The sequence below is a fragment of the Enterococcus sp. UD-01 genome (assembly GCF_044909655.1).
GTDB lineage: Bacteria > Bacillota > Bacilli > Lactobacillales > Enterococcaceae > Enterococcus_L.
In genome coordinates, this window is record NZ_JBIYEU010000004.1 from 180,967 (window position 1) to 203,673 (window position 22,707).

Consider the following 22,707-nt stretch of genomic DNA (forward strand, 5'->3'; position numbering starts at 1 on the left):
TTTCCTGTTTAAACGACTAAAATCAGCAAAAACTAAAGGATTTTTTTATGTTTTCAAAAATTTTTTTAGTATTTTTCTTGTCTTATAAAAAACAGAAAGTATACACATTCGTCTTAATTGTCAAAGTAATATATCCAACAAAAAATAACAGCTATGGTTTAGACAATCGTTATTTATTAGCTTAAATGCGAAGAAAAGCGCTTTTTTTCGAGTCGTTTATTTTGTGAATTGCTTACTTTTCGTATATTATAGTTGATGAGAGGTACGTACCAATATTTTAGGAGGTTATAAAATCAATGTTAAAATTATATACGACAAATAGCTGTACATCCTGTAGAAAAGCAAAAAAATGGTTACTGGAACATGATATTCCCTTTGAGGAAAAGAATTTTGGCAATACTCCAATAACCTTGGACGAACTTAAAAATATTTTGATTCTTACTGAAGAAGGTACAGAAGATATTATTTCTATTCGTTCAAAGGTGTTCCAAAAATTGGATATGGACATCAACGATTTACCATTGCATGAATTATTAGAGTTAGTCAAAGACAATCCTGGCCTGTTGCGTCGTCCTATAATGATTGATGAAAAAAGATTACAAATTGGTTTTAACGAAGATGAAATTCGTTGCTTCCTACCAAGATCTGTTAGAAAAAGAGAATTGTCTCAAACACTGCTTATGAGCGGTATTTAACAAGCTATTAAAAAAATAAAAACTCATTGAATTCCCTACGACCAACTTGACGTCGTTTGGAAGCTCAATGAGTTTTTATTTATTTTACAAACATGGCATGACGTGACAAACCGCTATACATCAATTCATAAAAGATTTGAAAATAAAAAATCCCGATTTCTCCCCGACCTATTTTTTAGAATAATCTATTGTCTATATAATCGGTCGGGATTTTTATTATCATTCAAAATAAATACGTTAAAAGAGCAATTTAACCGTCTTTTTATAAATCACATGAAAGCTGCCACTTAACAAACAATTTGCAACCTAAAGAACAATATAGTATACTTTAATCGCGATAAAAAGGAGGAACATTATGAAAAAATTACTAGGGATTACTTTATTACTGTTAGGCCTTGGTTTTAGCACAACTGTTGAAGCCCAAGAAAAATTTGAAATTAATGAAGAAAATAATAACTTAATCGCAGAACTTTCAGCTTCTGAACCTGCAAACAAGGACTACATTGAAAGTACAATTGATATGTACTACGCTGTGCCTTCTGAAAATGATTCTGCAGAAGACTTTAATTCATTTTTGAATTCTGCGCTATCTGAGTTAGATAATTTTGATTCCGCACAAGATGAAAAACTGGAAGATATAGTTGAATCGTCCAACCTTCCGCAAAAAAGAGTAATTACACCATACCCAACAGCAATTGCAGCTTATAAAGCAGGCATCGCTATTGTTGATCGTATGGGACATTGGCAAACTGCAAACTATATGAGACGTGCGATTGTACCATTGAACAAAATTGGTACTAATTACACTCCATCAACTTATTACAATAAAGACGATACTTGGGCAAGAATGGTAGACAGTGACAGTCTTATGACTGCATATTACGGTCGTTTAAAAGCTGAAGCGTTCAGAGGCGGACGAGCTTCAGGTTCGTTTTCAGGTACACATACTTTCCATAGTGGACATCTTATGACAGCATTGAGAGGTGTTTCTTATACCGTATCATATAAAAAACAAGCAAATGGAAACTACTTTACTACAGTGAAAGTTACTGATATATTTGACTTCAAGTGGGAAGTTAATGGGTACAGCAATAATTTTGGTGTAGGTTTCGGAAATAATTATTGTGCATTTGTCCAAACGTTAGGCGCTATCAAACCTTATAAAATTGAAATTGTGAGAACTATGTCAAGATAGGAGTTTATTATTGTGATTAATAGAAAAAAAATAATACAAAACTTGTATTTTGTTCTTTTTCTGATTTGGCTAATAGGAGTTATCCTAACTTTAAATTTTCTACCTATGCAAGATCCAGATACTTTAACAATGGATGAGATGATTAATCTTCAGAAACAATTCTCTATTAATTACGATTTAGGCCATCTGTTTATCAAAATAGGCGAGGCATCTTTTATAGCCTTAACTATCTACACAGTCGTTTCTTTTCTATTAACAAAATACAAAAAGGAGAAGCAGTCTTAAATGGCTGCTTTTTTATACAAAAAATGACCAAACAAAAAAAGCTCCCGTTTCATAAGAAATAGGAGCTAAAGGTGTTATTCCCCAAAGAGAAATAAAAAATTATTAAGTTACGGTTGTTGGTAGGCTCAAATATACAACTTTATGTCATTGCAGCCACATTACAATAAAATGCTATCTTTTGCAACTAAACAATTAAATGAGATTATCTTTTATTTACGCCCCCACATTAGTGAGGGCTTATCCATAAACCAACTGCTACTCACTATCCCTAACTAACCAGACAATGCCTGTAGGTGATGCAAAGTTAAACTTACGATAGTTATAACCGTGATCTTTTACGACTTCACCTGTATCATTAACTCTTGATTCATTAAAGGCAAAATACATGCCAGGTCTAATCGTTTCTTGATCTGCTAGCATTGTTCCGGTAACCGAGTCAATCATATCAACATCTGCTGGATTGATGCCTTTGTCGATCCAATCAAAACCTTTAGGCGCTAAAGAGTTACAACGTGTTTGCCATAAGCCATTGATAAATTTAATATCAGCCACTTTTTAGCCGTAACGTCGTTTGTTTGGTGTGGAAGGTGTATGTTTATTGCTCCCTATGTCCTTTTTCAATCTCCATACTTCAAAATAACTAGATCGATTAACATTCAAATAGTAGTCAACATTAATGAAGATTCGCGTATTTTTCATAACGCTAACATGACCACCAACCTCATAACTAACAGCCATACTTAGACCCCAACTCATCATTATGATATCGCCCTTTAATGCATTCCATTCTTGATTAACAGCGATTCGCTCGTAGCCATTTGCTTTTAGATATGGTTCGAGTGTAACCGTGCTATACAAGTACAGATGCAGTCATATACTCATATCGAAAATGAAGTGTCTGACAACGTGATTGATCTTGTGGCAAACCGTTTAGACTTCAACCAGAGTGAAAGCCAGTAAGTCGGTGCTTCTGTCTCTTAAAAAGATCATACGTTGCTGTCGGGATATTTTCGCTAGTCTTTTAAAAAATCCCGATTTCTTCCCGACTGGCTATCGTTTTTCGTCTTTTTTTTAACATAATTTTGTTAAAAATCAATACTATCAACGACTAAAGACCGCCTAAAAAGATTAGAAACAAAGCGTTCCCTCATTTTACAAACATGGCATCGCCAAAGCTAAAGAAGCGGTAGCGTTCTTCAATGGCGTGCTGGTACGCAGATAAGGTTAATTCTCTGCCGGCAAAAGCACTTACCAGCATAACTAGCGTTGATTTCGGCAAATGAAAATTCGTTGAAAAGGCTTGAACGATTTTAAATTCATAGCCTGGCGTAATAAAGATATCCGTCCAGCCGCTGTCAGCTTTGATTTCACCATTAAATTTGGTTCCGATCGTTTCCAGCGTACGAATCGAGGTCGTTCCTACTGCAACAATTTTACCGCCAGACTGACGTACTTCATTCAATTGTTGCGCTGCTGCTTCTGTTAAGCGGTAAAATTCACTATGCATTTCGTGTTCGGCAATATTTTCCACGCTAACAGGTCTAAATGTACCTAAGCCTACATGCAACGTTAGGTAAACTAGCTTGACGCCCTTTTTCTGAATCTCATCAAGTAATTCCGTAGTAAAATGCAACCCGGCAGTAGGTGCTGCAGCCGAGCCGTTTTCTTTGGCATATACGGTTTGATAGCGTTCCGGGTCTTCCAAGCGTTCTTTAATGTATGGTGGCAGTGGCATTTCACCGAGTGCTTCCAGATTTTCTAAAAAGATGCCTTCATATTCAAACGCTACAATCCGGCCGCCGTGCTCCAGCTCTTTTGTCACTGTTGCAGTCAAGCGTCCGTCGCCGAAGCTGATTTTCGTGCCTACTTTCGCTCTTTTAGCAGGCTTAATTAAGGTCTCCCAGGTATCCCCTTCTATATTCGTTAAAAGTAATACTTCTAAATGACCGCCGGTTTCCGGTTTTTCCCCATATAAACGAGCCGGCAGAACACGTGTATCGTTCATTACTAACGCATCTCCGGGATTTAATTCATCAATAATATCATGAAAATGTTTATCTGCAATTTCCTGCGTTTCACGATTTAGCACCAGCAGGCGTGAGCTTGTACGGTCTTTCAACGGTGTTTGCGCAATCAGTTCTTCCGGTAAATCAAAATCAAAATCTTCTGTACTAAGCATATTGGTCACTCTTTCTACTTGATTTGTCTTGGCTATTCTACCATTTTTTCCTATATCTGGCTATGAAGAGAACTCTTTTAAGAACAATAAAAACCCGCTCTTATATGGATTAAAAAACACCAAATTTGTCCAAATCAACGTTTTGAGGCATACTAGTAGTAAGACATTTATTTATAAAACCTAGTGATGTTAGAAAAAAGCAGAAGAAAAATAGCCATCATTTTATTAAATTTAAGATTTTGTTTTTACTAATTTTCTAGGAAAAAAACGAAGAAAAAAGAAATTGGGGTGAAAAAGTTGATTGAATTTCAACATGTTTCAAAAATTTACAAAGGCGGAAAAATTGCTGTAGATGACGTGAATCTGTCCTTTGAAGAAGGCGAATTTATTTGCTTTATCGGAACCAGCGGCAGTGGAAAAACAACTTCCATGCGGATGATTAACCGCATGACGGATCCGACTAAAGGCAAAATCTTAATCAACGGCGAGGATATCCAAACCATTAACCCGGTAGAATTACGCCGGAAAATCGGCTATGTGATTCAAAATATCGGATTGATGCCGCACATGACTATCCGCGATAACATTGTTCTTGTACCGAAATTATTAAAGGTGGATGCGCAGGAGCGTGACAAAATTGCGGAACGCATGATTGATTTAGTGGAGCTGCCCAGAGAAATGCTGGATCGTTACCCAAATGAGCTCTCTGGTGGACAGCAGCAGCGGATCGGTGTCGTCAGAGCTTTAGCGGCAAATCAAGATATTATTTTGATGGATGAGCCTTTTGGCGCTTTGGACCCGATTACCAGAGATTCTTTACAGGATCTGGTAAAGGATTTACAGGAACGCCTTGGAAAAACCATTGTTTTTGTAACTCATGATATGGATGAAGCCTTAAAACTGGCAAATCGGATTGCGATTATGAGTGAAGGCAAAGTGATTCAATTTGACACACCGGATAATATTTTACGTCATCCGGCCAATGAATTTGTAGAAGAACTGATTGGTGAGGATCGCTTGATTCAAACAAAACCGGACATTACCACAGTTGGCGAAGTAATGCTGAATAATGCCATTACCATCACACCTGAAAAATCTTTATCTGAAGCGATTAAGCTGATGAGAGAAAAACGGGTGGATACATTGTTGGTAGTCGATGGAACGGGTGTATTAAAAGGCTTTATTGACGTTGAAACACTGGATCGTCGCAGAAAATCTGCAACAAGTGTCAGCGATATCATGAATCCGCAAGTATTTTTCGTAAAAAAATCTTCTCTACTGAGAGATACGCTGCGCCGGATTTTAAAACGCGGCCTTAAATATGTACCTGTCGTAGATGATCAGCAAAAAGTCGTGGGTATTTTAACTCGTGCTTCTCTGGTAGACATTGTTTATGACGTTATCTGGGGCGAAGAAGAAGTCGAAGCAACGGAAAATGAAGCAGTTGATAACAAGCAGCCTCAAATGGAGGTGTAGAAAATGAATCAGTTTCTATTGGAAAAAGGCAATGAGCTTATTACCAAAATCGGCGAGCATATTTTTATTTCGGGTGTCGCTCTTCTTTTAGGGATTTTATTAGCGGTACCGATTGGTGTTTTATTAACCCGTACGAAAAGAACTGCAGCCATCGTGATTGGGATTACTAGTGCCTTACAAACAGTTCCTTCACTTGCTTTACTTGCGTTGATGATTCCGATTTTTGGTGTCGGCAAAATTCCCGCAATTATTGCTTTATTTATCTATTCTCTTTTACCAATATTAAGAAATACTTATATCGGAATCAAAGGAGTGGACAGCAATTACAAGGATGCAGCCAAAGGGATGGGCATGACGAATATGGAATCAATTTTTATGGTAGAGCTGCCGATTGCTATGCCAACAATTATGGCCGGGATTCGTTTAGCAGCAGTCTATGTGATTGCCTGGGCAACCCTAGCCTCTTATATTGGTGCAGGCGGATTAGGTGATTTTATTTTCAGCGGCTTGAATAATTATCAGCCGGATTTGATTTTTGCAGGTACTATCCCTGTCACGCTGTTAGCTCTGTTGGCTGATTTATTACTTGGCTTACTAGAGAAAAAATTAACTCCTAAAGCACTAAAGGAGGCAGAATAATGAAACAGAAATTAAAACTAATGCTAGTTGCGCTTAGCAGCATGGTGCTTTTAGCTGGCTGTTCCCTACCTGGTCTTGCTTCAAATGCTGATGAAAACACTATCGCGATTACCGGCGGGATTACGTCTGAAGCGCAGATTTTAGCTAGTCTAGTTTCCGGTATGATTGAGCATTATACTGATGAAAAAACGACCATCATCAATAATTTAGCGACAACGACCATCAATCATCAGGCAATGATGAACGGTGATGCACAAATTTCAGCAGCTCGCTATACAGGAACGGATTTGACAACCACCTTAAATATGGAGCCAATTAAAGATCCTAAAAAAGCCTTTGCTGCGGTTCAAAATGGTTTCGAAGAAAGATTCCAGCAAAAATGGTTCAAATCTTACGGCTTTGCTAATACTTATGCCTTTATGGTCACGCAGGAAACCGCTAAAAAATATAATTTAAAGAAAATCAGTGATTTGAAAAAAGTAGCTGATCAGTTAACCGCCGGTGTGGACACCTCATGGATCGATCGTAAAGGTGACGGCTATAAAGGTTTCACTGAAACCTATGGCTTTGACTTTAAACGTGTCTTCCCGATGCAGATCGGACTTGTGTATGATGCTGTTGCTGCCAAGAAAATGGACGTTGTTTTAGGGTATTCTACAGACGGGCGAATCGGCAGCTATAATTTAGTTATTTTAGAAGATGATCTGCACTTCTTCCCGCCATATGATGCCAGTCCAGTCGCTACTGATGCTATTCTTAAGAAATATCCTGAGCTGAATGACGTGTTGGAAAAGCTTTCCGGAAAAATTTCCACTGAAACAATGCAAAAGCTAAATTATCAAGCAGATAATGATTTAATGGAGCCGGAAACGGTCGCACAAAATTTCTTAAAAGAGCATCACTTCTTTGAAGACAAAGGAGGCGACCAATAATGCAAAATCTGCATGAAATGAATTTAATTCAACAATTTTTCTATTACTTTGAACAAAACGGCAGCTATGTTTTAAGCCAGTTCGTTCAGCATTTTCTTATTTCGATTTACGGCGTACTTTTTGCTGCTATTGTCGGTATTCCAATTGGTATTTTAATTTCCCGTAAAAGAAAAATGGCCGGCTGGATTATTAGTATTGCCAACTTAATTCAAACGATTCCGTCCTTAGCGATGCTTTCTATTTTAATGCTTGGCTTAGGCTTGGGTGTCAATACCGTCATTGTGACTGTCTTTCTTTATTCCTTATTGCCGATTATTAAAAATTCGTATACCGGCATGATTCAAGTGGATAAAAACATTTTAGATGTGGGTAAAGGTATGGGCATGACCAACTGGCAACGGCTTTACATGGTGGAACTACCGCTTTCTGTTTCAGTCATTATGGCTGGTATCAGAAATGCGCTTGTGGTTGCAATCGGAATTACGGCCATCGGTGCCTTTGTCGGAGCCGGCGGTTTAGGAGATATTATTATCCGCGGAACCAATGCAACAGATGGAACGGCCATTATTTTAGTAGGTGCGTTGCCAACTGCTTTAATGGCGATTATTACTGACTGGGTTTTAGGAATGATTGAACGTCGCCTCGACCCCGCCCGCAAGCATGCGAATTAGCAAGAGGCTGGTACAGAAGCAACTCCTTCTTATTTCCGAAGGAGTTGCTTCTGTACCAGCCGTTTATTCGTAAAACGAGAGCGAGACAAAACTGTTTTAGTTTTGTCTCGCTCTCTTGTCTTATTTCTTCAAATGATAGCTATACGTTGAAACGACGATATTTTCGTGCCAGGATAGCCGTAAACGCAAACGCAAGCTGGTTTGGTTATGCAAAATATTTTGCCAGCGACGATTTGGAACGAACTGCGGAATTAGAACTGTCGTGGTGTAATTGCGTGCCGCAGATTTTTTACTTACCAAGGATACATAGCGCACAATCGGATTCGTCACAGAACGATAAGATGAGTGTACGATAGAAAAACGAATATCAGGAAACTGCTGTTTGAATTCCTGTTCAATTTCATGTTCCTTTTCAACATTTTCGTCCAGCGATACATGCATCGCAATCACATAATCACCGATAGACCGCGCATAATTAATCGCGCCAACGTTAGCTCTGGTAACATTTCCCACCAAAACAATTACTGTATTGCCGTCGTATGTGACTTTTTCCGCAGTTTTTTCTAAGCGCAGCTCTTCTGCAACGTTTTTATAATGCGCGTGAATACTGTAAAAGACAAAAATCAACACAGGCATAATGATGAAAAATGGCCAAATGTCTCCTAAGCGATAAACAAATAAAATGACAATAATTGAGTAAGAAATAAAGGCCCCAACAATATTGGCGATCGATTTCGACAACCATTTTTGGGTTTCCTTACGCCATTTGATTACCATCCCAGTTTGAGATAAGGCAAATGGTATAAATACCCCGATCGAATACAAGGGAATCAAGCGTTCTGTTGAGCCTTGAAAGATCAATAACAAGACAATCGAACCCGCTGCCAAGGTCAAAATCCCATTAGAATAACCCAAGCGATCGCCGCGATCCATATACATATGCGGCATAAACTTATCTTTTGCTAAGCTATAGGCCAACACTGGAAACGCAGAGAAGCCAGTATTAGCCGCTACTGCCAAAATTAACGCTGTAGTAAACTGTAAAATATAATACAAAATATTATGGCCAAAAACAGCCTGCCCAATCTGAGCTAAAACCGTTAGCTCCTTTGTCGGCACGATCCCGTACCAGTAATTGATAAACGTGATACCCACAAAGAAAAAACCAAGAATTGATGCCATCAACGCTAACGTACCAGCCGCATTTTTTGCTCTAGGTTTTTTGAAAAAAGGAACTGCATTACTGATCGCTTCCACTCCGGTTAAAGAGGAAGAGCCGGAAGAAAAAGCCCGCAGCACCAAGGCAATTGAAATACCCGGTACAACAGCACCCGGCAAGGCTGTCGCCTGCATCGGTACGGCTCCTGTAATAATTTTAAACATCCCTGTCACAATTAATAAGGCAATAACCGCAATAAAGCTGTACACAGGGAACATCAAAAACCCGGCCGACTCCCTTAACCCACGTAAATTCATCAGCATGATCAACAAAACAATCGTAATCGAAATAGCCACCTGATGACCATAAAGCGCCGGCACCGCTGAAATAATCGCTTCAGCACCAGCCGAAACAGAGACTGCAACCGTCAGCATGTAATCCACCAGCAACGAGCCGCCGGCAATCAAGCCGGCATTTTTGCCTAAATTATCACTGCTGACCACATAAGCCCCGCCGCCATGCGGATAGGCATGGATAATTTGCCGGTAAGATAACGTTAAAGAAATAAGTAAAATAATAACAAACGCGGCAATTGGCAAGGAATACCAAATAGCTGCAGCGGATAACGTTACCAATACCACAACTATTTGTTCAGTTCCATAAGCAATTGAAGATAATGCATCCGATGATAATAATGCTAATGCTTGAAAGCGACTCAATTTCTGTTCATCGTTTTCAGCGGATTTTAATGGTTTCCCAATAAATAATCGTTTTAGATAATCCACTTCACTGTCTCCTCCTTTTTTAACGCGGAATAAACGTTTCTTTTTCTAAACATTTTACAATTAACGATCCTTTACTTTAATTTTTTCTAAAACAATCACATATGCTACGCTTTTAATCAGCAATTGTCAATCAAACTTTTTAAATATTTAGCTACTTCACTTTATTTCTTTAATTTATTTTTAGATAATTGATTTTCTTTATTCTAACAAGCTTTTCCCTACAAAAAAAATAATTCGACTTTGATAGTCAGATAACAAAAAAAGACAGCCTCCTCGGTTAAAAGAAGTACTGTCTTTCTGCTTTTTAGTTAATCAGAGAAGATTTGCCAGGTACGATGCTGGTCAAAATACGTCGCTTCGTTTTGAGCATTGTTCACCACTTGCTGCGGATAGTTTAATACCTTCAACAGTTGAATGGCGTTGCGGGTAGTTGAAGGACCTTGGCGTAAACAATAATCAAACGTCACGCCTTTTTCCTCTGTTACTTGCTCTTCAAAGTGCACATTGGCACAGGAGTTTTTTAAAATTTCCGTTAATTCAATGTCATGGGTGGCGACAAATGCCAGCGACGGATAATCATTCAACCAGTGTACAATACTGGCGGAAGCTGCAATTCGCTCAATCGTATTCGTGCCTTTTAAAATCTCATCGATGAAGCAAAGACATGGCACATTAGTTTGCGCTAAATCCAACACGCGCTTGACTGACTTGGTTTCAGCCACAAAATAGCTATCGCCTTCAAATAAGTCATCCTCCACCGCCATAGAGGTTAAGATATGGCCATAGGGCAGCTGAAACTCGGTTGCCAAAGCGGTATGAATAGTGGCAGAAAGAATACAGCTGATAGCGACACTTTTTACGTAAGTAGATTTTCCGGAGGCATTCGAGCCTGTTACCAGGGTGTTTTGTCGCCAGTTTACTTCATTAGGAACCGGCGTTGTTAATAAAGGATGATAGACCTCCTCGCCTTTTACAGCAATCTCTTCAGAAAAAACAGGTTGACTGGTATCCGGCATAATCAGTCGAAAATTCAGAACAGCGGCCGCCACTTCCAATTCACCCAGTAGCTGCCACAGAGCTTTAGCTTGAGTTTCATATTTTGCTAATTTTTCCAGTACAAAATTATACGAAATAAACGGCAGCATAAACACCATGGAAATATAGTCAAATAGCAACTCTGCTTCCGTATTGCTTTTCATTCGAAAGGAAACGCCAAAACGCGGCATTGATTTTAACGGCTTCAGAATTTCCACAAGCTCTGCTTGAAAAGGCGTCGGAATCGCTGCAATTTTTTTGGCACAGGCAACCGTTTGAACTAAATAGCCCATACAGATTAACTCACGCTGCAGCTTTTCCTTTTTGATTAGATAATAAATAACGTTAAATAAAACGGAACCCAGCAATAGTATTATAAAAGCCGAGGTCGGCCACACTAAAAATAGTCCTAAGGCTATTAACGGTAAGCTGCCAAGAAACGTGTACAATTTCATATGCGGCAACTCTTGTTTTCTGGTTTCGGTTAAATAGCTCTCTACGTGATTATTATCCTTCTTCCCTAAATAAGCAAACTGAAACTGCAGCTTTTCACGAAGCTCAGGGTTCTGTTGATAAAAATCAATTAAGGTTTCCAAACGTTGATGCTGTTCAGTAGAAAAATCATAATTCCGCAAACGTTGATAGAGCGCTTCAGAGCCAGCGCTGGAATAGGTCGCATTTAATGAATGATACACTTCAAAAAGATCTAGATCATACCAAGTAATATCATCAACTTCGCTGTCATAATGACGATATTCCTTGGCTTTCAGCCATGCATTCTTCAAGCTTTCTTCCTTATCACCAAAACGGCCGTGCGGAAGAGAACCCCATTGTCGTCTGACTTTTTTTCTAATATCGAATCGTGTTTTGATTTCGATCAATAGAATAATAAGAAGTATTAAAAGAATAAAACCGATCACCACTAACTGTAATTCCATTTGCTTCGCTCCTTTTTTTATTCAAGTATAGAACTTTTCTCCCTGCGCTACAAGCTGCCTTTTATTCTCTTAACAAATGGGCAAAGAAAAAAGGCGCAAGCAGTGAGCCGCGCCTTTTCTATGATAAGAGATACGTATGATCGAAGGTCACCTCAATTGGATAATCGCCAATTTTTCTGTAAACCTGTTCTTGAATACGGAAGTTCAGTTCTTGGTCGGTTCCTTTAAAGCTATTAGGCACCACCAAATCGAAAAGAATTCTCGAGTGCTTCTCATGCTCAACTAAACGTATATCATGTGCCTTTAAATCAGCGTCAATAGACTTGATGATTTTTTTCAATTCTAAATGAACAAACTGCTGCAGCTGATCATGCAGATTGACCGGATCAATGTGGCAAACTAGTTCAACCGATAATTGTTCTTTAAACTTTTTTTCAATCTGATCGATCATTTCGTGCGCACGATTTAAATCCCAGCGATCGTCTATTTCAATATGAACAGAAGCAAAGGTCTTATTTGGGCCATATTGATGAATCAAGAGATCATGGTACCCAACAATTTCAGGAAAAGCAGACAAGTAAGCTTTCATTTTATCAATTTCATTTTGATCCGGTCTTAGCCCCATCAGCTCGTCCACAAAGCCCCGAATCAGCTGTAATCCACTGAAAATAATGTAGCCGGCCATCAGCAAACCAACAAAACCGTCAATTTGCACTCCGGTAAAACCTTCAATAGCTGATGAAATCAACACGGTAATTGTGGTATAAACATCAATCAAGCTATCTTTAGAAGCAGCAAACAGCGTATTAGAATTAATCTTTTTCGCCACTCGCTGATAAAAAAAGCCCTGCCAAATTTTAATTAAAACAGATAACAGCAACACAATCAAAACTACCGGCGTTACCTTAATCGTTTGCGGCTCTCTGATTCGCTCAATAGAGGTCATTAAAAACTGAAAGCCTACAAACGTAATCATCAATGAAACCAGCATCCCACTAATATATTCAAAGCGTTCGTGTCCGTAAGGATGTTCTTTATCCGCCGGCTTGCCGGAAATATAAAAACCAACCAGCGTTAAAACGGAAGACACCGTATCCGACAAATTATTCATCGCTTCTGCCATGATGGATACACTGCCTGAAAGTAACCCAATTAACAGCTTACCGACAAACAGCAGCAGATTCGACAATAAACCTATGACTCCGGCAAATACCCCAAACGCTGTACGTATATCCGAACTTTTTCGTTTTCTTTTTTCAAATTGATTAATCAAAAAATTTATCATCTTTATCCCTACCTTGTTTTCAGCATATCTTAAGACTATAAAATTTTTTTGCTCATTTGTATAGTAAAAAGTGACTAATTTTTAGTGACTTCTTATTTTTTAGAAAACCCCAAAGCCATTTCAAGCAGCTACTTTAAATTTTATTAGGGGTGCCTTGAAAAAAAACAAAAAAAGGCGACCAACAAGCGGTCGTCTTTTTTAGGCTTTTTAATGGAAAATATGACTTTCATGCGAAACCTTCGCCAGCTTTTTCGTTTTTTCTTCGATGCTTGGGTAGAAAATTACACCTAACACACCAAAAACAATCGCTATAATCACTAAAATAATTATGGCTTTCCACGCATTTGGCCAATAAATGCCGCCCGCTGACTCACGTAATAAGTTCACCGCATGCGTAAACGGTAAAAACGGATTGATGAACTGGAAGAATTTGCCGGAGACTTGAATTGGATAGTTTCCGCCGCCGCCTGAAATAGACAGCACCAAGATAATAATCGCAATCCCTTTACCGACATTTCCAAACAGTGCGACCAGCACATAAACCATCATCATAAACGCAAGGGCAATCAATAGAGCAAATAAGACACTATACACGGGCTGTCTCACGTCAACACCTAATAGGAAATAATTCCCCAGCGTAACAATCAAGGCTTGAGCCAAGCCCATGACTAAGAATGTCAACATTCTGGCAGAGAATTGTTCCCGTTTTGAGAATTTGCCGCGATCTTTTGCTTCTAAATAATAATCAGTCGTGGCAATACTTGAAAACAACACCGCACCTACCCATAAACACAAAGCGGTATAAAACGGTGTACTGGCTGAACCATTATTGGCAATGGGATAAATCCGATTTTCAGACACTTCTACCGGTTTTGTAAAGAAATCACTTTCCGCTGTCGCATCCAGCTTCAAGAGTTTAATTACCTCCCCTAAATCAACGTCCTTTTCCCCTTTACGAATCGCGTCCGCTGCTTTATGCAAGCCGGTTTTGATATTGGGCCAGTCATTTTTTACAAGGTCATTCGCTTTATCTAATGCTGCTTCAAGGGTCGGCATCTTATCATTCACCGTATCCAATGTATTGGTAATATTGTCGCGGATTCCGGGATAATCATTTTGAATAAAATCTGCTGCTAAACCAAGCTTATCTTCTATAACCGGTAATTCATTGTTGTATAAATCGGCACCTTTATTTATGCCGTTCACAATGGTATCCATATGACCATTTAATAGCACATTGGCGTCGTGCACTTCCTGTTTGATAGCAGGTAATTCCGCCTGATATTTTTCTAATAGCGCAATGGCATTTGATACAGTACCAGCGGTTGCGTTCAGTAAGGAAGCAAAATCCACCTTTTTCGCTTGACTAAGCAAGCCCTGTGCCGTCGAAATTGTTTGAAGCAATTTGGTTAAAATATCATTTATATTCGCTGCTACCTGATCTACGTTAATACTGCCGGCAAGTTTGGAAATCGTATTGGCAGTTGTTTGAATGTCTAACAATAATGCTTTTAATTGTTCAACAGAAATCGTATCTACATCAATACTATCGACTTGTCCTTTGATCTTGCTGATTAGGGTATTTACATTCGTCAGCTCATCAATAAGTGGCTGCAGGTCTTGACCCTCCCCGCTATTTTGCATATTGGTCAGCATCTCAACTAATTGAGTGATCGCCGCCTGCTGCTTACCGAGACTATCAGAAAATTGAGCCAGCAATTGTTTCAGCGCAGCACGTTCTTCTGGTGTTAGTTCGTTATCTGCAACGAGCTGTTCGATTTGACCGGCAATCGCAGAAACATTGGACCCAATCGTTTGAATAGATTCCAGTGTGACTTTGACTCCGGAAGTAATTCCCGGTAAAGCCTCCTGTAATTTTTGTGCTCCCTGCGCTGTAGTTGTCGCCAACTGATCCGCCTGATCGCCCAGCTTTTGAATATCGGGCAGTGCAGTTTGGACCCCTTGAATAATTGTTAAGCCTTGCTTCGCTTCTTCAATTCCTTCTGACATGGTTTGTTCCACGGAAGCGAAGTCCTCGTCAATCATCGCCAGCTGCTTGCCGGCATTTTGAATTTCTGGAATTTTTTCCTGCAGCGTTAAAATAACCTTCGCTTGTTCTTTCACCGTTGGCATTTTACCGTTTAGCTCTACCAGCTTAGCACCTAAGGCATCGACTTGCGGCAAATATTCGGCAAACTCATTAGCTTTTGCCAGCTTATTTTTTAAATCCGGCATTTTTTCATGCAGCTGGACAACCTCTTGTGTGTACTTATCAATTTCATCAATGTTTTCATCCGTCGTTAAAATCATCTCTTTGACTTTCGTGATGCTGACTAAATTAGAATCTAAATTATAGCCAATCTCATTAAAGACCCCTACCAGCGTGCTGCTAGCTGTTTTAATGAACTCTTCAGTGATTTGTGTCTGTAAGGAAGAAGCCCCTTTAGAAGTGATTTTAGGCGCAATTGCATTAATTTTCTCGTTAATTGAGTACTCTATCTTGGGTTTAGTAATATCGCCTGTCGTAAAGCTCAGTAAATCTTTGGAAAAATCCTGCGGCAAATAAATACCGGCATAATACTTTCCTGATTTAACGCCTTTGTCCAATTCCTCTTTTGAATCGACAAATTTCCAGCCCAGCTGTTTATTTTTATGAAGATTTTTCAGTACCTCTTCACCAATATTGACTTTTTCATCTTTAAAAGAAGCAGCTTTGTCGTCACTGTAAACAGCGATCGGCAATTCGCCTGTATTCGCGTAAGGATCCCACAACGCTTTGATATTAAACCACGCATAAAGTGACGGAATAACCATCAGTGCAATAATCAATAATGTGGCGATCGGGTTTTTAAAAATGCGTTGCCAATCTAACTTAAATAAGTTCAATGTATTCTTTATATGTTTCATCCTGCTCACCCATTCTTTTTAATGACTGATCTACTTTAGCATAATTTTTTTGGCAATACCAAGTGTAAAAGCCTATTTTTGTCCATTTCTACGACAGGTTTTTGAAATTGTCGTATGCTTTTTTCTCTCAACCTAAAAAAAGACAAACTCATCCGAATGAATCAGCTTGTCTTTGATTTTTTATAATTTTGCTGAAAAATCAGTCACTACTTTTTTGACTTCATTGACAGAATCTGGATTCAAATAAGAAAGCGCTCTAGGCACCACGCCCATCAGGTACATCTTATCCAGCTTTCCAGTCGCTCTTCTTTCCAATAGTTCAGCGACCAAACGTTTCATGTCCTCTTTGTGATCCGGTTTTGTACGTTCCATAATGAAATCATAAAATTGTTTTTCTTCGGCTTTCATTCTCTTGCCTCCCAAGAATTTTCTTCTATTATAAGCTTAAATAACAAGAAGTAGTAGTAATTTGCTTTTTTGAGCGCTCAAGCAACTTTTTTCAGGCAATGTGACTTTATTTATTTTTTGTGTTTTCTCAGCATAAATTCGTACGCAGCCCGACTGATAATATCCATTGGCTGATTAATAGCCGGATTGAAATAAAAGTCCATCGTGACTAACTCTTCCAGCGTCACCGCTTTATCGATCGCCAAAGATAACGTATTAACCGATTGAGTTATATCTTTTTCCGACATTAGTTGCCCGCCGATTAATTTGTGACTGCCTTTTTCAATAACCAGTTTGATATGCACTTCTTCTTGCTGTTCGAGATAAGGCAGTTTGTAGGGCAGCGTTAAAAAGATACTTTCCGCGTCCAGCCCTTCATACTTGGCCCCTTCTTCCGTCAAGCCTGTACTAGCGATATAGTAACCAAAAATTTTAGTTGCTGTTGTTTTTTGCGTCATTTGGTAGTTCATCTGATTGCCAAGAATATTCATCGCAGCTACCGTAGCACTGCGTACAACGTTGTTCACTAATGGAATAAAGGCTTTGTGCTGACTATTGCAAACTGGATAAGAAATCACATCTCCAATCGCATAAATATCCGGATTGCTTGTCTGCATCTGTTCATTCACACGAATCGTGCCGTTAGGATGCAAATCTAAAAAGTCTTTGACCAAGGTAGTATCCGGACGAGCATTCACGGCAATGATGGCGTAATGATTTGGAATCTTCTGGTTGCTTGTTTCCGTTATGAACAAGTCTTTATCCGTATCGGTAAAACCGATGACATTTTCATTCAGATGTAGAATTACGCCGGCTTCTCTGATTTTCCGTTCAATAATAGAAGAAATTTCTTTATCCACATAGCGAAATAAAATAGCATCTGCACTTTCGATTAAATGAACTTCTTTATTTTGAAATTTTAATGCATCACATAGCTCAACACCGATATAGCCGCCGCCAATAATAGAAATAATGTCTGAATGCTCCACACGCGCTAAGACTTCCATGGAACTAGCATAACTCTTAAAGACAGTAACTTTCTCTTTTTCCGGTAAAGACATATTTGTTGAAAATTGATTTGAGCCGGTTGCTATAATTAATTTATCATAGCCTACCTCAAATTGAGCGCGCTGATTATCTTCATAGGTAATTGTTTTATTTTCTGGATTCACTTTTGTTACATTGGCTTGTAAAACAACATCGATTCCTTCTTTTAATAACTCTTCCAGCGTAAGATATCTCACGTTATTTAATTCATCAACAAGCTGATTCATATACAAAATAACACCGCTTGATACAAAGCTAAGCTCACTTCGTTTGTCGATCAAGGTGACCTTTGTCGTTGGGTCTAACTTCTTTATGGTTAAAGCTGCCTGCAATCCTCCATGCGAGGCGCCAATAATTACTACGTTCACTAAGGTGATTCTCCCTTCGGTCTATCAAATAATCAAGTTGTATAAATATAAAATAATTAATAGCGCTCCGTTTCATTATATATAAAATTAACTTTTTTTAAAATAATAATAGCTACTAAATTTCTTTTTATAACTTGCGTATTGCCATTTCATGACGAATAAAGTATTCTTAAAGTGAGGTGTCTATTATGCTAAAACGAGATTTTTTAGAAAAGCCTTACGATTATATGAATGATATTTTATTATTTTTATACAACAATCAAGGCAGGGCAACAAAAAATGAGTTGGTCAGCGCATTTCAAATTAGCTTACCGACCTTAAATGAATATTTATCTTTCTTGCAAACCTTTCTTGAAGAAAATAAAATAGATGACCAAGTAGTAATCACCATGCAGGGTGAAAATATTTCCTTGAAAAAAAAGCCAACTTTCCCGCTAAAGGAAGTGGTTGTGCTTTTTTTAGATAAATCAATTAAATTTCAGATGGTTAATAAACTATTTTCTAAAGGAGAATTAAGTTGTGATTATTTTCAGCTGACGTACGCAATTAGTTCAGCTACGTATTATCGTAAAATTACAGAATTAAATGAATTACTAAAAGAATTTCGACTGCAAATTAAGCGAGGAAAATTAGTAGGTGAAGAAAAACAAATCCGCTATTTTTTCTTTAGTTTCTTTTGGTTTCTTTTTGAAGACAAATCTGCTTTGGAAAAAGAAACGGCGAATCAGTATCTTGGCTTTGTAGATATTTTGAAAGATTCGCTTAATTTGACCTTTGATCCCACTGAAGTTCTGCAAATCAAACTTTGGATGAAAATATCGTTTCGGCGCATGACAACTGAATACAGTCCTGTCATCAGCCCAAATTATGATTATCCTGATCGTCCGCTATTTGAAGAAATTAATTTAGCTTTACATACATATATGAAAAAAATTGACCGTCCATATACTATTTACGAAGCTTATATGTTTTACGATTTCTTTTGCTCATTGAATAATTTTTCACCCAATTCTGCATTTGCTTTTCGTTTGGCTGAAAAACAGCGACAAGAAAGTTCTTATCTTAACTATATGAACAAGGTGATTTTAAAATATCTAAAGCAGCAGGGCTATTTGTCGAGCTATGCTTCTTCCACTCGTTTGCTTTATATTGAAAACTTATTATTTCAGCTGCATTCACAATTGTATTACTTTGACGGCTTTATTTTACCGTTTGATAATTGGACGATTAAATCAATTATCCACGCTCACCGTCATCCTTTTTCCGGTAATGAAGTTTTTGAGCTGATGGACATTGCGACCAAAAAATTCGATCAAGATGGCGAAAAAGGCAACTTTAAAAATAAATTTACCGAGATACACTATACAATTATTTTGAATCATATTGCTGAATTAAATGAAGAAAAGATTTCAATTGGTGTCTATCACTCGCTTAATCCTTTTATTGGCGATTTGGTTATCCAACACCTTACCAATATTTTAGGTCACAAATACCCGATTAAAGCAGAGGCCTATAAAGAAGATAGTCACTATGATATAGTATTGTCGAATATTTATCGCGAAACAGGGGAAAAGCAAGATCTTATCTATATCTTTTCAGATATTGGCAATAGCTATGACATGGCCGAAATCGAGAAACTAATTATTCAATTGATCGGTACCAGATAAAGCTGGCGCATTCATGTATACACATTGAGATTATAACAGAGAACTTGACCTGATTTTCTCTTTTTTCTTTCTATCAGCGAAATTTAATGAGAATATTTGGTTATTTATAAAAAATTTACCTAAGCAATAATTTTTTTATCTATTAAAAAATCGAACTTCTTTTGTTTTTTAGAAAAAAAGGCAAAATAAAAAAAGATATGAGACATATCTTTTTTTATTTTATCCAGCCTATTCGACTAAATGGTGTATATCGGAAAGACACAACCCCTTCTATGGCGTTACCTGTAACTAAACCAAAGCTACGGCTGTCGCTGGAATTATCGCGGTTATCTCCTAGCACAAAGTAATAACCTTTAGGTATTTTTTTAAATTGTGACAGCTGCTCTAGACTTTCCTCGGTCAGGTTTATCTTAATCGTACCATCCGGCAGTTCTTTGGCTGCCGAGTTCTCGGAAAGTTTCGGCAAGGTCTTAGCCTGTGGATTTATAAATAAATCGCTGCCTTCCGTCCAGATCATATCTCCTGGCATACCAATCACACGCTTTACATATTGAAATTCACTGTCAACAGGAGGCTGAAACGTAATAATCTCATAGCGCTGCGGCTGTTTGGTCCGTCGTACAATGACACGCTCACCGTCCAGTAACGTCGGCTTCATAGAGTTACCGTCAACCATGTGAGGCGAAGTATTCAAAATAAAGACAAAGACTAAAGCTGCAAATACGATGATAGGCAGTATGAATTTAATGATTTCGATAATATTTTCTTTTCTTTTTTTCTTTTTTAATTGCTGGAGCTCTTGTTTAGTCAGCCGTCTTTTTTTATTCTTTTTACGCCTAGGCTGATTCTTTCTCTCTTGCTCTGCCACTTTTGGGCGTTTCTTCAGCGGTTCATCAGCTGTTTTTACACGTTTTTTTCGACGATTTCTTTTTCTATCGATCTCTATTTGATCAAACGATTCATCTTCGTAGCGTTTATTTTCGATCGGTTTCTTTTGTCGGGGTTTTCTTTTTTTTTGTTCAACTCTTTTTATTTTATTCATGTTCCACCTCAATTATACCAAAACACTCTTAATTAAGCATAACAGACTGTCGATCATTTTTCCACATAAACTCTGATAATCCATTTCCTTAAGACTAGAGCAAATGAATTTTACAAAATACCGTGTCTTCATTTTTTTGACCAGCAAACATTTATTTGTAAAAAAAGCGGGACAAAACTATTTTTAGTTTTATCCCAACTCACTTTTATTTACTGTATAACAAGTTCTTGGCCTTCAATAATTAGACTACTGCTTAATCCATTGACCTTCATTAAGGTTTGAACGGTTACACCTTTTTCTTGAGCAATTTCCCATAAGGTTTGCCTGGCTTCCACAATATAGGTTTGTTTAACCACTTGCTCTTCTGTAGAAGGCACTTGTTCCGCAGCTGCGGTGTTTGATCGTTCGGAAGCTGCTGCTGAGTCAAAAGTTGGTGCAGAAATATTTTCGCCAAGAGAAGCGCTTAACGCTTTAGAAGCTGATAAAAAGCCTCCCCCCGCAGCCAGCAATAAAAACAATGTCAAAACCAACACGTTATAAGTCGATGTTCCTTGCTTTTTCATCTTGTGTTTCCCTTCATTTTCATTTCATTCTTTCTTACTCTCTTTATTTTCCCGTTTTATCCAATCGTGATAGTTTACTTAAACGTTCTTCTAATTCACGATAAATAGACAATACTTCATTTTTAGACTCTTCCACTTCGTTTGAGATATTTTTCGCGCGGTTGCCGATATTCAGCATTTCAAGTTCAGCGGAATTGATCATGTGTTTTGCTTCCACTTGGGCCTCACTAACAATACGATTCGCTTCTTTTTTCGCAGAAACCATAACTTCTCCGATTTCCTGCTGTGATTTTAAAGCTTCTTCCTGCAGTGATTGATTTTTCAATAATAAATCGTTGATTTGCTGCTTGGCTTGCAGTAATTCGGCTAATTGTTCACCTTTAACTTCACCGCTTGCCGACATGTTACGCATCGTTTCCATTTCCGCATTCAAGCTGGCTAATTCGTCTTCTTTTTCTTTATAGCTTTCTCTTAAAGCGGCTAATTCAGATTCGAAGACATCTTTTTGAACGGAATATCTATCGTTTAAGCCTTGAATCCGTCCTAAAGTTGTTTCTAATTCACTTTTTTCTTTTAAAACATTTTGCAGCTCTTGCTTCAGTTCATCTACACGACTGTTATCAACAGAAGCATTTGTAGTCGCTGTAAGATTTAATTCTTTTTCCTTTAATGCTTGGTTTTCTTGCTGCAGCTGTTGAATTTGTGCTTGTAGTTCTGCAAGTTTGTCCGTTAATTCTTGATTTTCTTTATCTGTATTTTGAAGTTCCTCATTTAATGATCTTAATTCCATTTTTACCGTCTCCAATGCTTCTTGTTTTTCTCCGATTGTTCCTTGAACCACTAATTGCTCCTGTAACTGTTGAATTTCCGCTTCTTTGTCTGCAATTTTTGTTGCTAGTGCTTGCTCTTTTTCTCTAAGTGCTGTTTCTAAATGCGTTATTTGCTCATTTGACAGCACCTGTGCATTTTTCAGACTATCAACTTCTTGTTTTAATCGTTCCACTTCATCACGGTCAACAGTCGTTGTTTCCAACGCAAGGATTTCTGTTTCTTTCTGCGTTAATTGAGTGGATAGATGATTATTTTCTTCCTTAAAATCGGCAAGCTCTTCTTGAAAATTCTCTATTTTCAGCTGCAGCTGCTTATTTTGCTGCGTTAAGCGGAAGTTTTCTTCTTTCTGCTGTTTAAAATCGGCTTCCTGCATTCGATATTCTTCAAGTAATTCTCTTAGTCGTTTAATTTCCTGTTCCTGTTCAGCAACCAATCTGCTGTTATTTGTAGTGATATTTTGCGGATGGTCAGGAGCAAGATCAAGCTCTTGAAGTAAGTCCTCTTCAGAAACTTCATTAATTTTTTTAATCAATCGTCTTTTTGCCATATGTCTACACCTCA

General features: G+C 38.0%; 20 protein-coding genes. 8 read left to right on the plus strand and 12 right to left on the minus strand.

The genetic code is table 11. The features are described 5' to 3' along the window. Positions 1 to 296 precede the first annotated feature (296 nt). The 3 genes from spxA (at position 297) to ABH902_RS05715 (ending at position 2,175) form a co-directional block, all read left to right on the plus strand. Positions 297 to 695, plus strand: a complete 399-nt coding sequence (gene spxA, locus ABH902_RS05705) for a transcriptional regulator SpxA (protein WP_404589583.1) — start codon at positions 297 to 299, stop codon at positions 693 to 695. A gap of 355 nt (positions 696 to 1,050) precedes the next feature. Then, positions 1,051 to 1,890, plus strand: a complete 840-nt coding sequence (locus ABH902_RS05710; RefSeq protein WP_404589584.1) for a hypothetical protein — start codon at positions 1,051 to 1,053, stop codon at positions 1,888 to 1,890. A 12-nt stretch (positions 1,891 to 1,902) separates the two neighbouring features. Then, a complete protein-coding gene (locus ABH902_RS05715; protein ID WP_404589585.1) occupies positions 1,903 to 2,175 on the plus strand; it encodes a hypothetical protein in 273 nt (90 codons plus the stop codon). 255 nt (positions 2,176 to 2,430) lie between these two features. On the opposite strand, the gene ABH902_RS05720 is transcribed toward ABH902_RS05715, so the two are convergent. The 3 genes from ABH902_RS05720 to queA all read right to left on the minus strand — a co-directional run bounded on the left by ABH902_RS05720 (position 2,431) and on the right by queA (position 4,354). Beyond that, positions 2,431 to 2,727, minus strand: a complete 297-nt coding sequence (locus tag ABH902_RS05720; RefSeq protein ID WP_404589586.1) for a lytic exoenzyme target recognition domain-containing protein — start codon at positions 2,725 to 2,727, stop codon at positions 2,431 to 2,433. Positions 2,728 to 2,730: 3 nt separating this feature from the next. Further along, complete coding sequence (locus ABH902_RS05725) at positions 2,731 to 3,033, minus strand: hypothetical protein (protein ID WP_404589587.1); 303 nt, start codon at positions 3,031 to 3,033, stop codon at positions 2,731 to 2,733. 289 nt (positions 3,034 to 3,322) lie between these two features. Further along, positions 3,323 to 4,354, minus strand: coding sequence for a tRNA preQ1(34) S-adenosylmethionine ribosyltransferase-isomerase QueA (gene queA / locus ABH902_RS05730; protein WP_404589588.1), 1,032 nt, complete (start codon positions 4,352 to 4,354; stop codon positions 3,323 to 3,325). A gap of 297 nt (positions 4,355 to 4,651) precedes the next feature. On the opposite strand from queA, the gene ABH902_RS05735 reads away from it, so the two are divergent. From ABH902_RS05735 to ABH902_RS05750, 4 genes are read left to right on the plus strand one after another with little or no spacing between them, the layout of a single operon-like run. Continuing rightward, complete coding sequence (locus tag ABH902_RS05735) at positions 4,652 to 5,830, plus strand: betaine/proline/choline family ABC transporter ATP-binding protein (RefSeq protein ID WP_404589589.1); 1,179 nt, start codon at positions 4,652 to 4,654, stop codon at positions 5,828 to 5,830. Positions 5,831 to 5,833: 3 nt separating this feature from the next. Beyond that, the gene (locus ABH902_RS05740; protein WP_404589590.1) at positions 5,834 to 6,469 is read left to right on the plus strand and encodes an ABC transporter permease; all 636 of its coding nucleotides are present in this window, start codon (positions 5,834 to 5,836) and stop codon (positions 6,467 to 6,469) included. Continuing rightward, positions 6,469 to 7,401: an osmoprotectant ABC transporter substrate-binding protein gene (locus tag ABH902_RS05745; protein ID WP_404589591.1), complete on the plus strand. Its 933-nt coding sequence runs from the start codon at positions 6,469 to 6,471 to the stop codon at positions 7,399 to 7,401. The genes ABH902_RS05740 and ABH902_RS05745 overlap by 1 nt, the downstream gene beginning before the upstream one ends. After that, positions 7,401 to 8,072, plus strand: coding sequence for an ABC transporter permease (locus ABH902_RS05750; RefSeq protein ID WP_404589592.1), 672 nt, complete (start codon positions 7,401 to 7,403; stop codon positions 8,070 to 8,072). The genes ABH902_RS05745 and ABH902_RS05750 overlap by 1 nt, the downstream gene beginning before the upstream one ends. A 120-nt stretch (positions 8,073 to 8,192) precedes the next feature. On the opposite strand, the gene ABH902_RS05755 is transcribed toward ABH902_RS05750, so the two are convergent. The 6 genes from ABH902_RS05755 to ABH902_RS05780 all read right to left on the minus strand — a co-directional run bounded on the left by ABH902_RS05755 (position 8,193) and on the right by ABH902_RS05780 (position 18,043). Further along, entirely contained in the window at positions 8,193 to 10,016 is a 1,824-nt protein-coding gene (locus ABH902_RS05755; RefSeq protein WP_404589593.1) for an APC family permease, read from the minus strand. Positions 10,017 to 10,324: 308 nt separating this feature from the next. Beyond that, the gene (locus ABH902_RS05760; RefSeq protein WP_404589594.1) at positions 10,325 to 11,989 is read right to left on the minus strand and encodes a DNA mismatch repair protein MutS; all 1,665 of its coding nucleotides are present in this window, start codon (positions 11,987 to 11,989) and stop codon (positions 10,325 to 10,327) included. Positions 11,990 to 12,107: 118 nt separating this feature from the next. After that, a complete protein-coding gene (locus ABH902_RS05765) occupies positions 12,108 to 13,274 on the minus strand; it encodes a cation diffusion facilitator family transporter (RefSeq protein ID WP_404589595.1) in 1,167 nt (388 codons plus the stop codon). A 207-nt stretch (positions 13,275 to 13,481) separates the two neighbouring features. Next, positions 13,482 to 16,181, minus strand: a complete 2,700-nt coding sequence (locus ABH902_RS05770) for a YhgE/Pip family protein (protein ID WP_404589596.1) — start codon at positions 16,179 to 16,181, stop codon at positions 13,482 to 13,484. A gap of 180 nt (positions 16,182 to 16,361) precedes the next feature. Continuing rightward, a complete protein-coding gene (locus ABH902_RS05775; RefSeq protein ID WP_404589597.1) occupies positions 16,362 to 16,589 on the minus strand; it encodes a hypothetical protein in 228 nt (75 codons plus the stop codon). A 110-nt stretch (positions 16,590 to 16,699) separates the two neighbouring features. Next, entirely contained in the window at positions 16,700 to 18,043 is a 1,344-nt protein-coding gene (locus tag ABH902_RS05780; protein WP_404589598.1) for an FAD-dependent oxidoreductase, read from the minus strand. Between the two features lie 188 nt (positions 18,044 to 18,231). On the opposite strand from ABH902_RS05780, the gene ABH902_RS05785 reads away from it, so the two are divergent. Then, a complete protein-coding gene (locus ABH902_RS05785; RefSeq protein WP_404589599.1) occupies positions 18,232 to 19,710 on the plus strand; it encodes a helix-turn-helix domain-containing protein in 1,479 nt (492 codons plus the stop codon). A 214-nt stretch (positions 19,711 to 19,924) separates the two neighbouring features. Here the strand turns inward: ABH902_RS05785 and lepB are convergent, their stop codons facing one another. From lepB to ABH902_RS05800, 3 genes are all read right to left on the minus strand, one after another. After that, positions 19,925 to 20,752 (minus strand): signal peptidase I, encoded by an 828-nt coding sequence (lepB, locus tag ABH902_RS05790; protein WP_404589600.1) that lies wholly within the window; start codon positions 20,750 to 20,752, stop codon positions 19,925 to 19,927. A 209-nt stretch (positions 20,753 to 20,961) separates the two neighbouring features. Beyond that, on the minus strand, positions 20,962 to 21,315 hold the full coding sequence (locus tag ABH902_RS05795; RefSeq protein ID WP_404589601.1) for a LysM peptidoglycan-binding domain-containing protein: 354 nt from the start codon (positions 21,313 to 21,315) through the stop codon (positions 20,962 to 20,964). A gap of 43 nt (positions 21,316 to 21,358) precedes the next feature. Beyond that, positions 21,359 to 22,693: a hypothetical protein gene (locus ABH902_RS05800; RefSeq protein WP_404589602.1), complete on the minus strand. Its 1,335-nt coding sequence runs from the start codon at positions 22,691 to 22,693 to the stop codon at positions 21,359 to 21,361. Positions 22,694 to 22,707 lie beyond the last annotated feature (14 nt).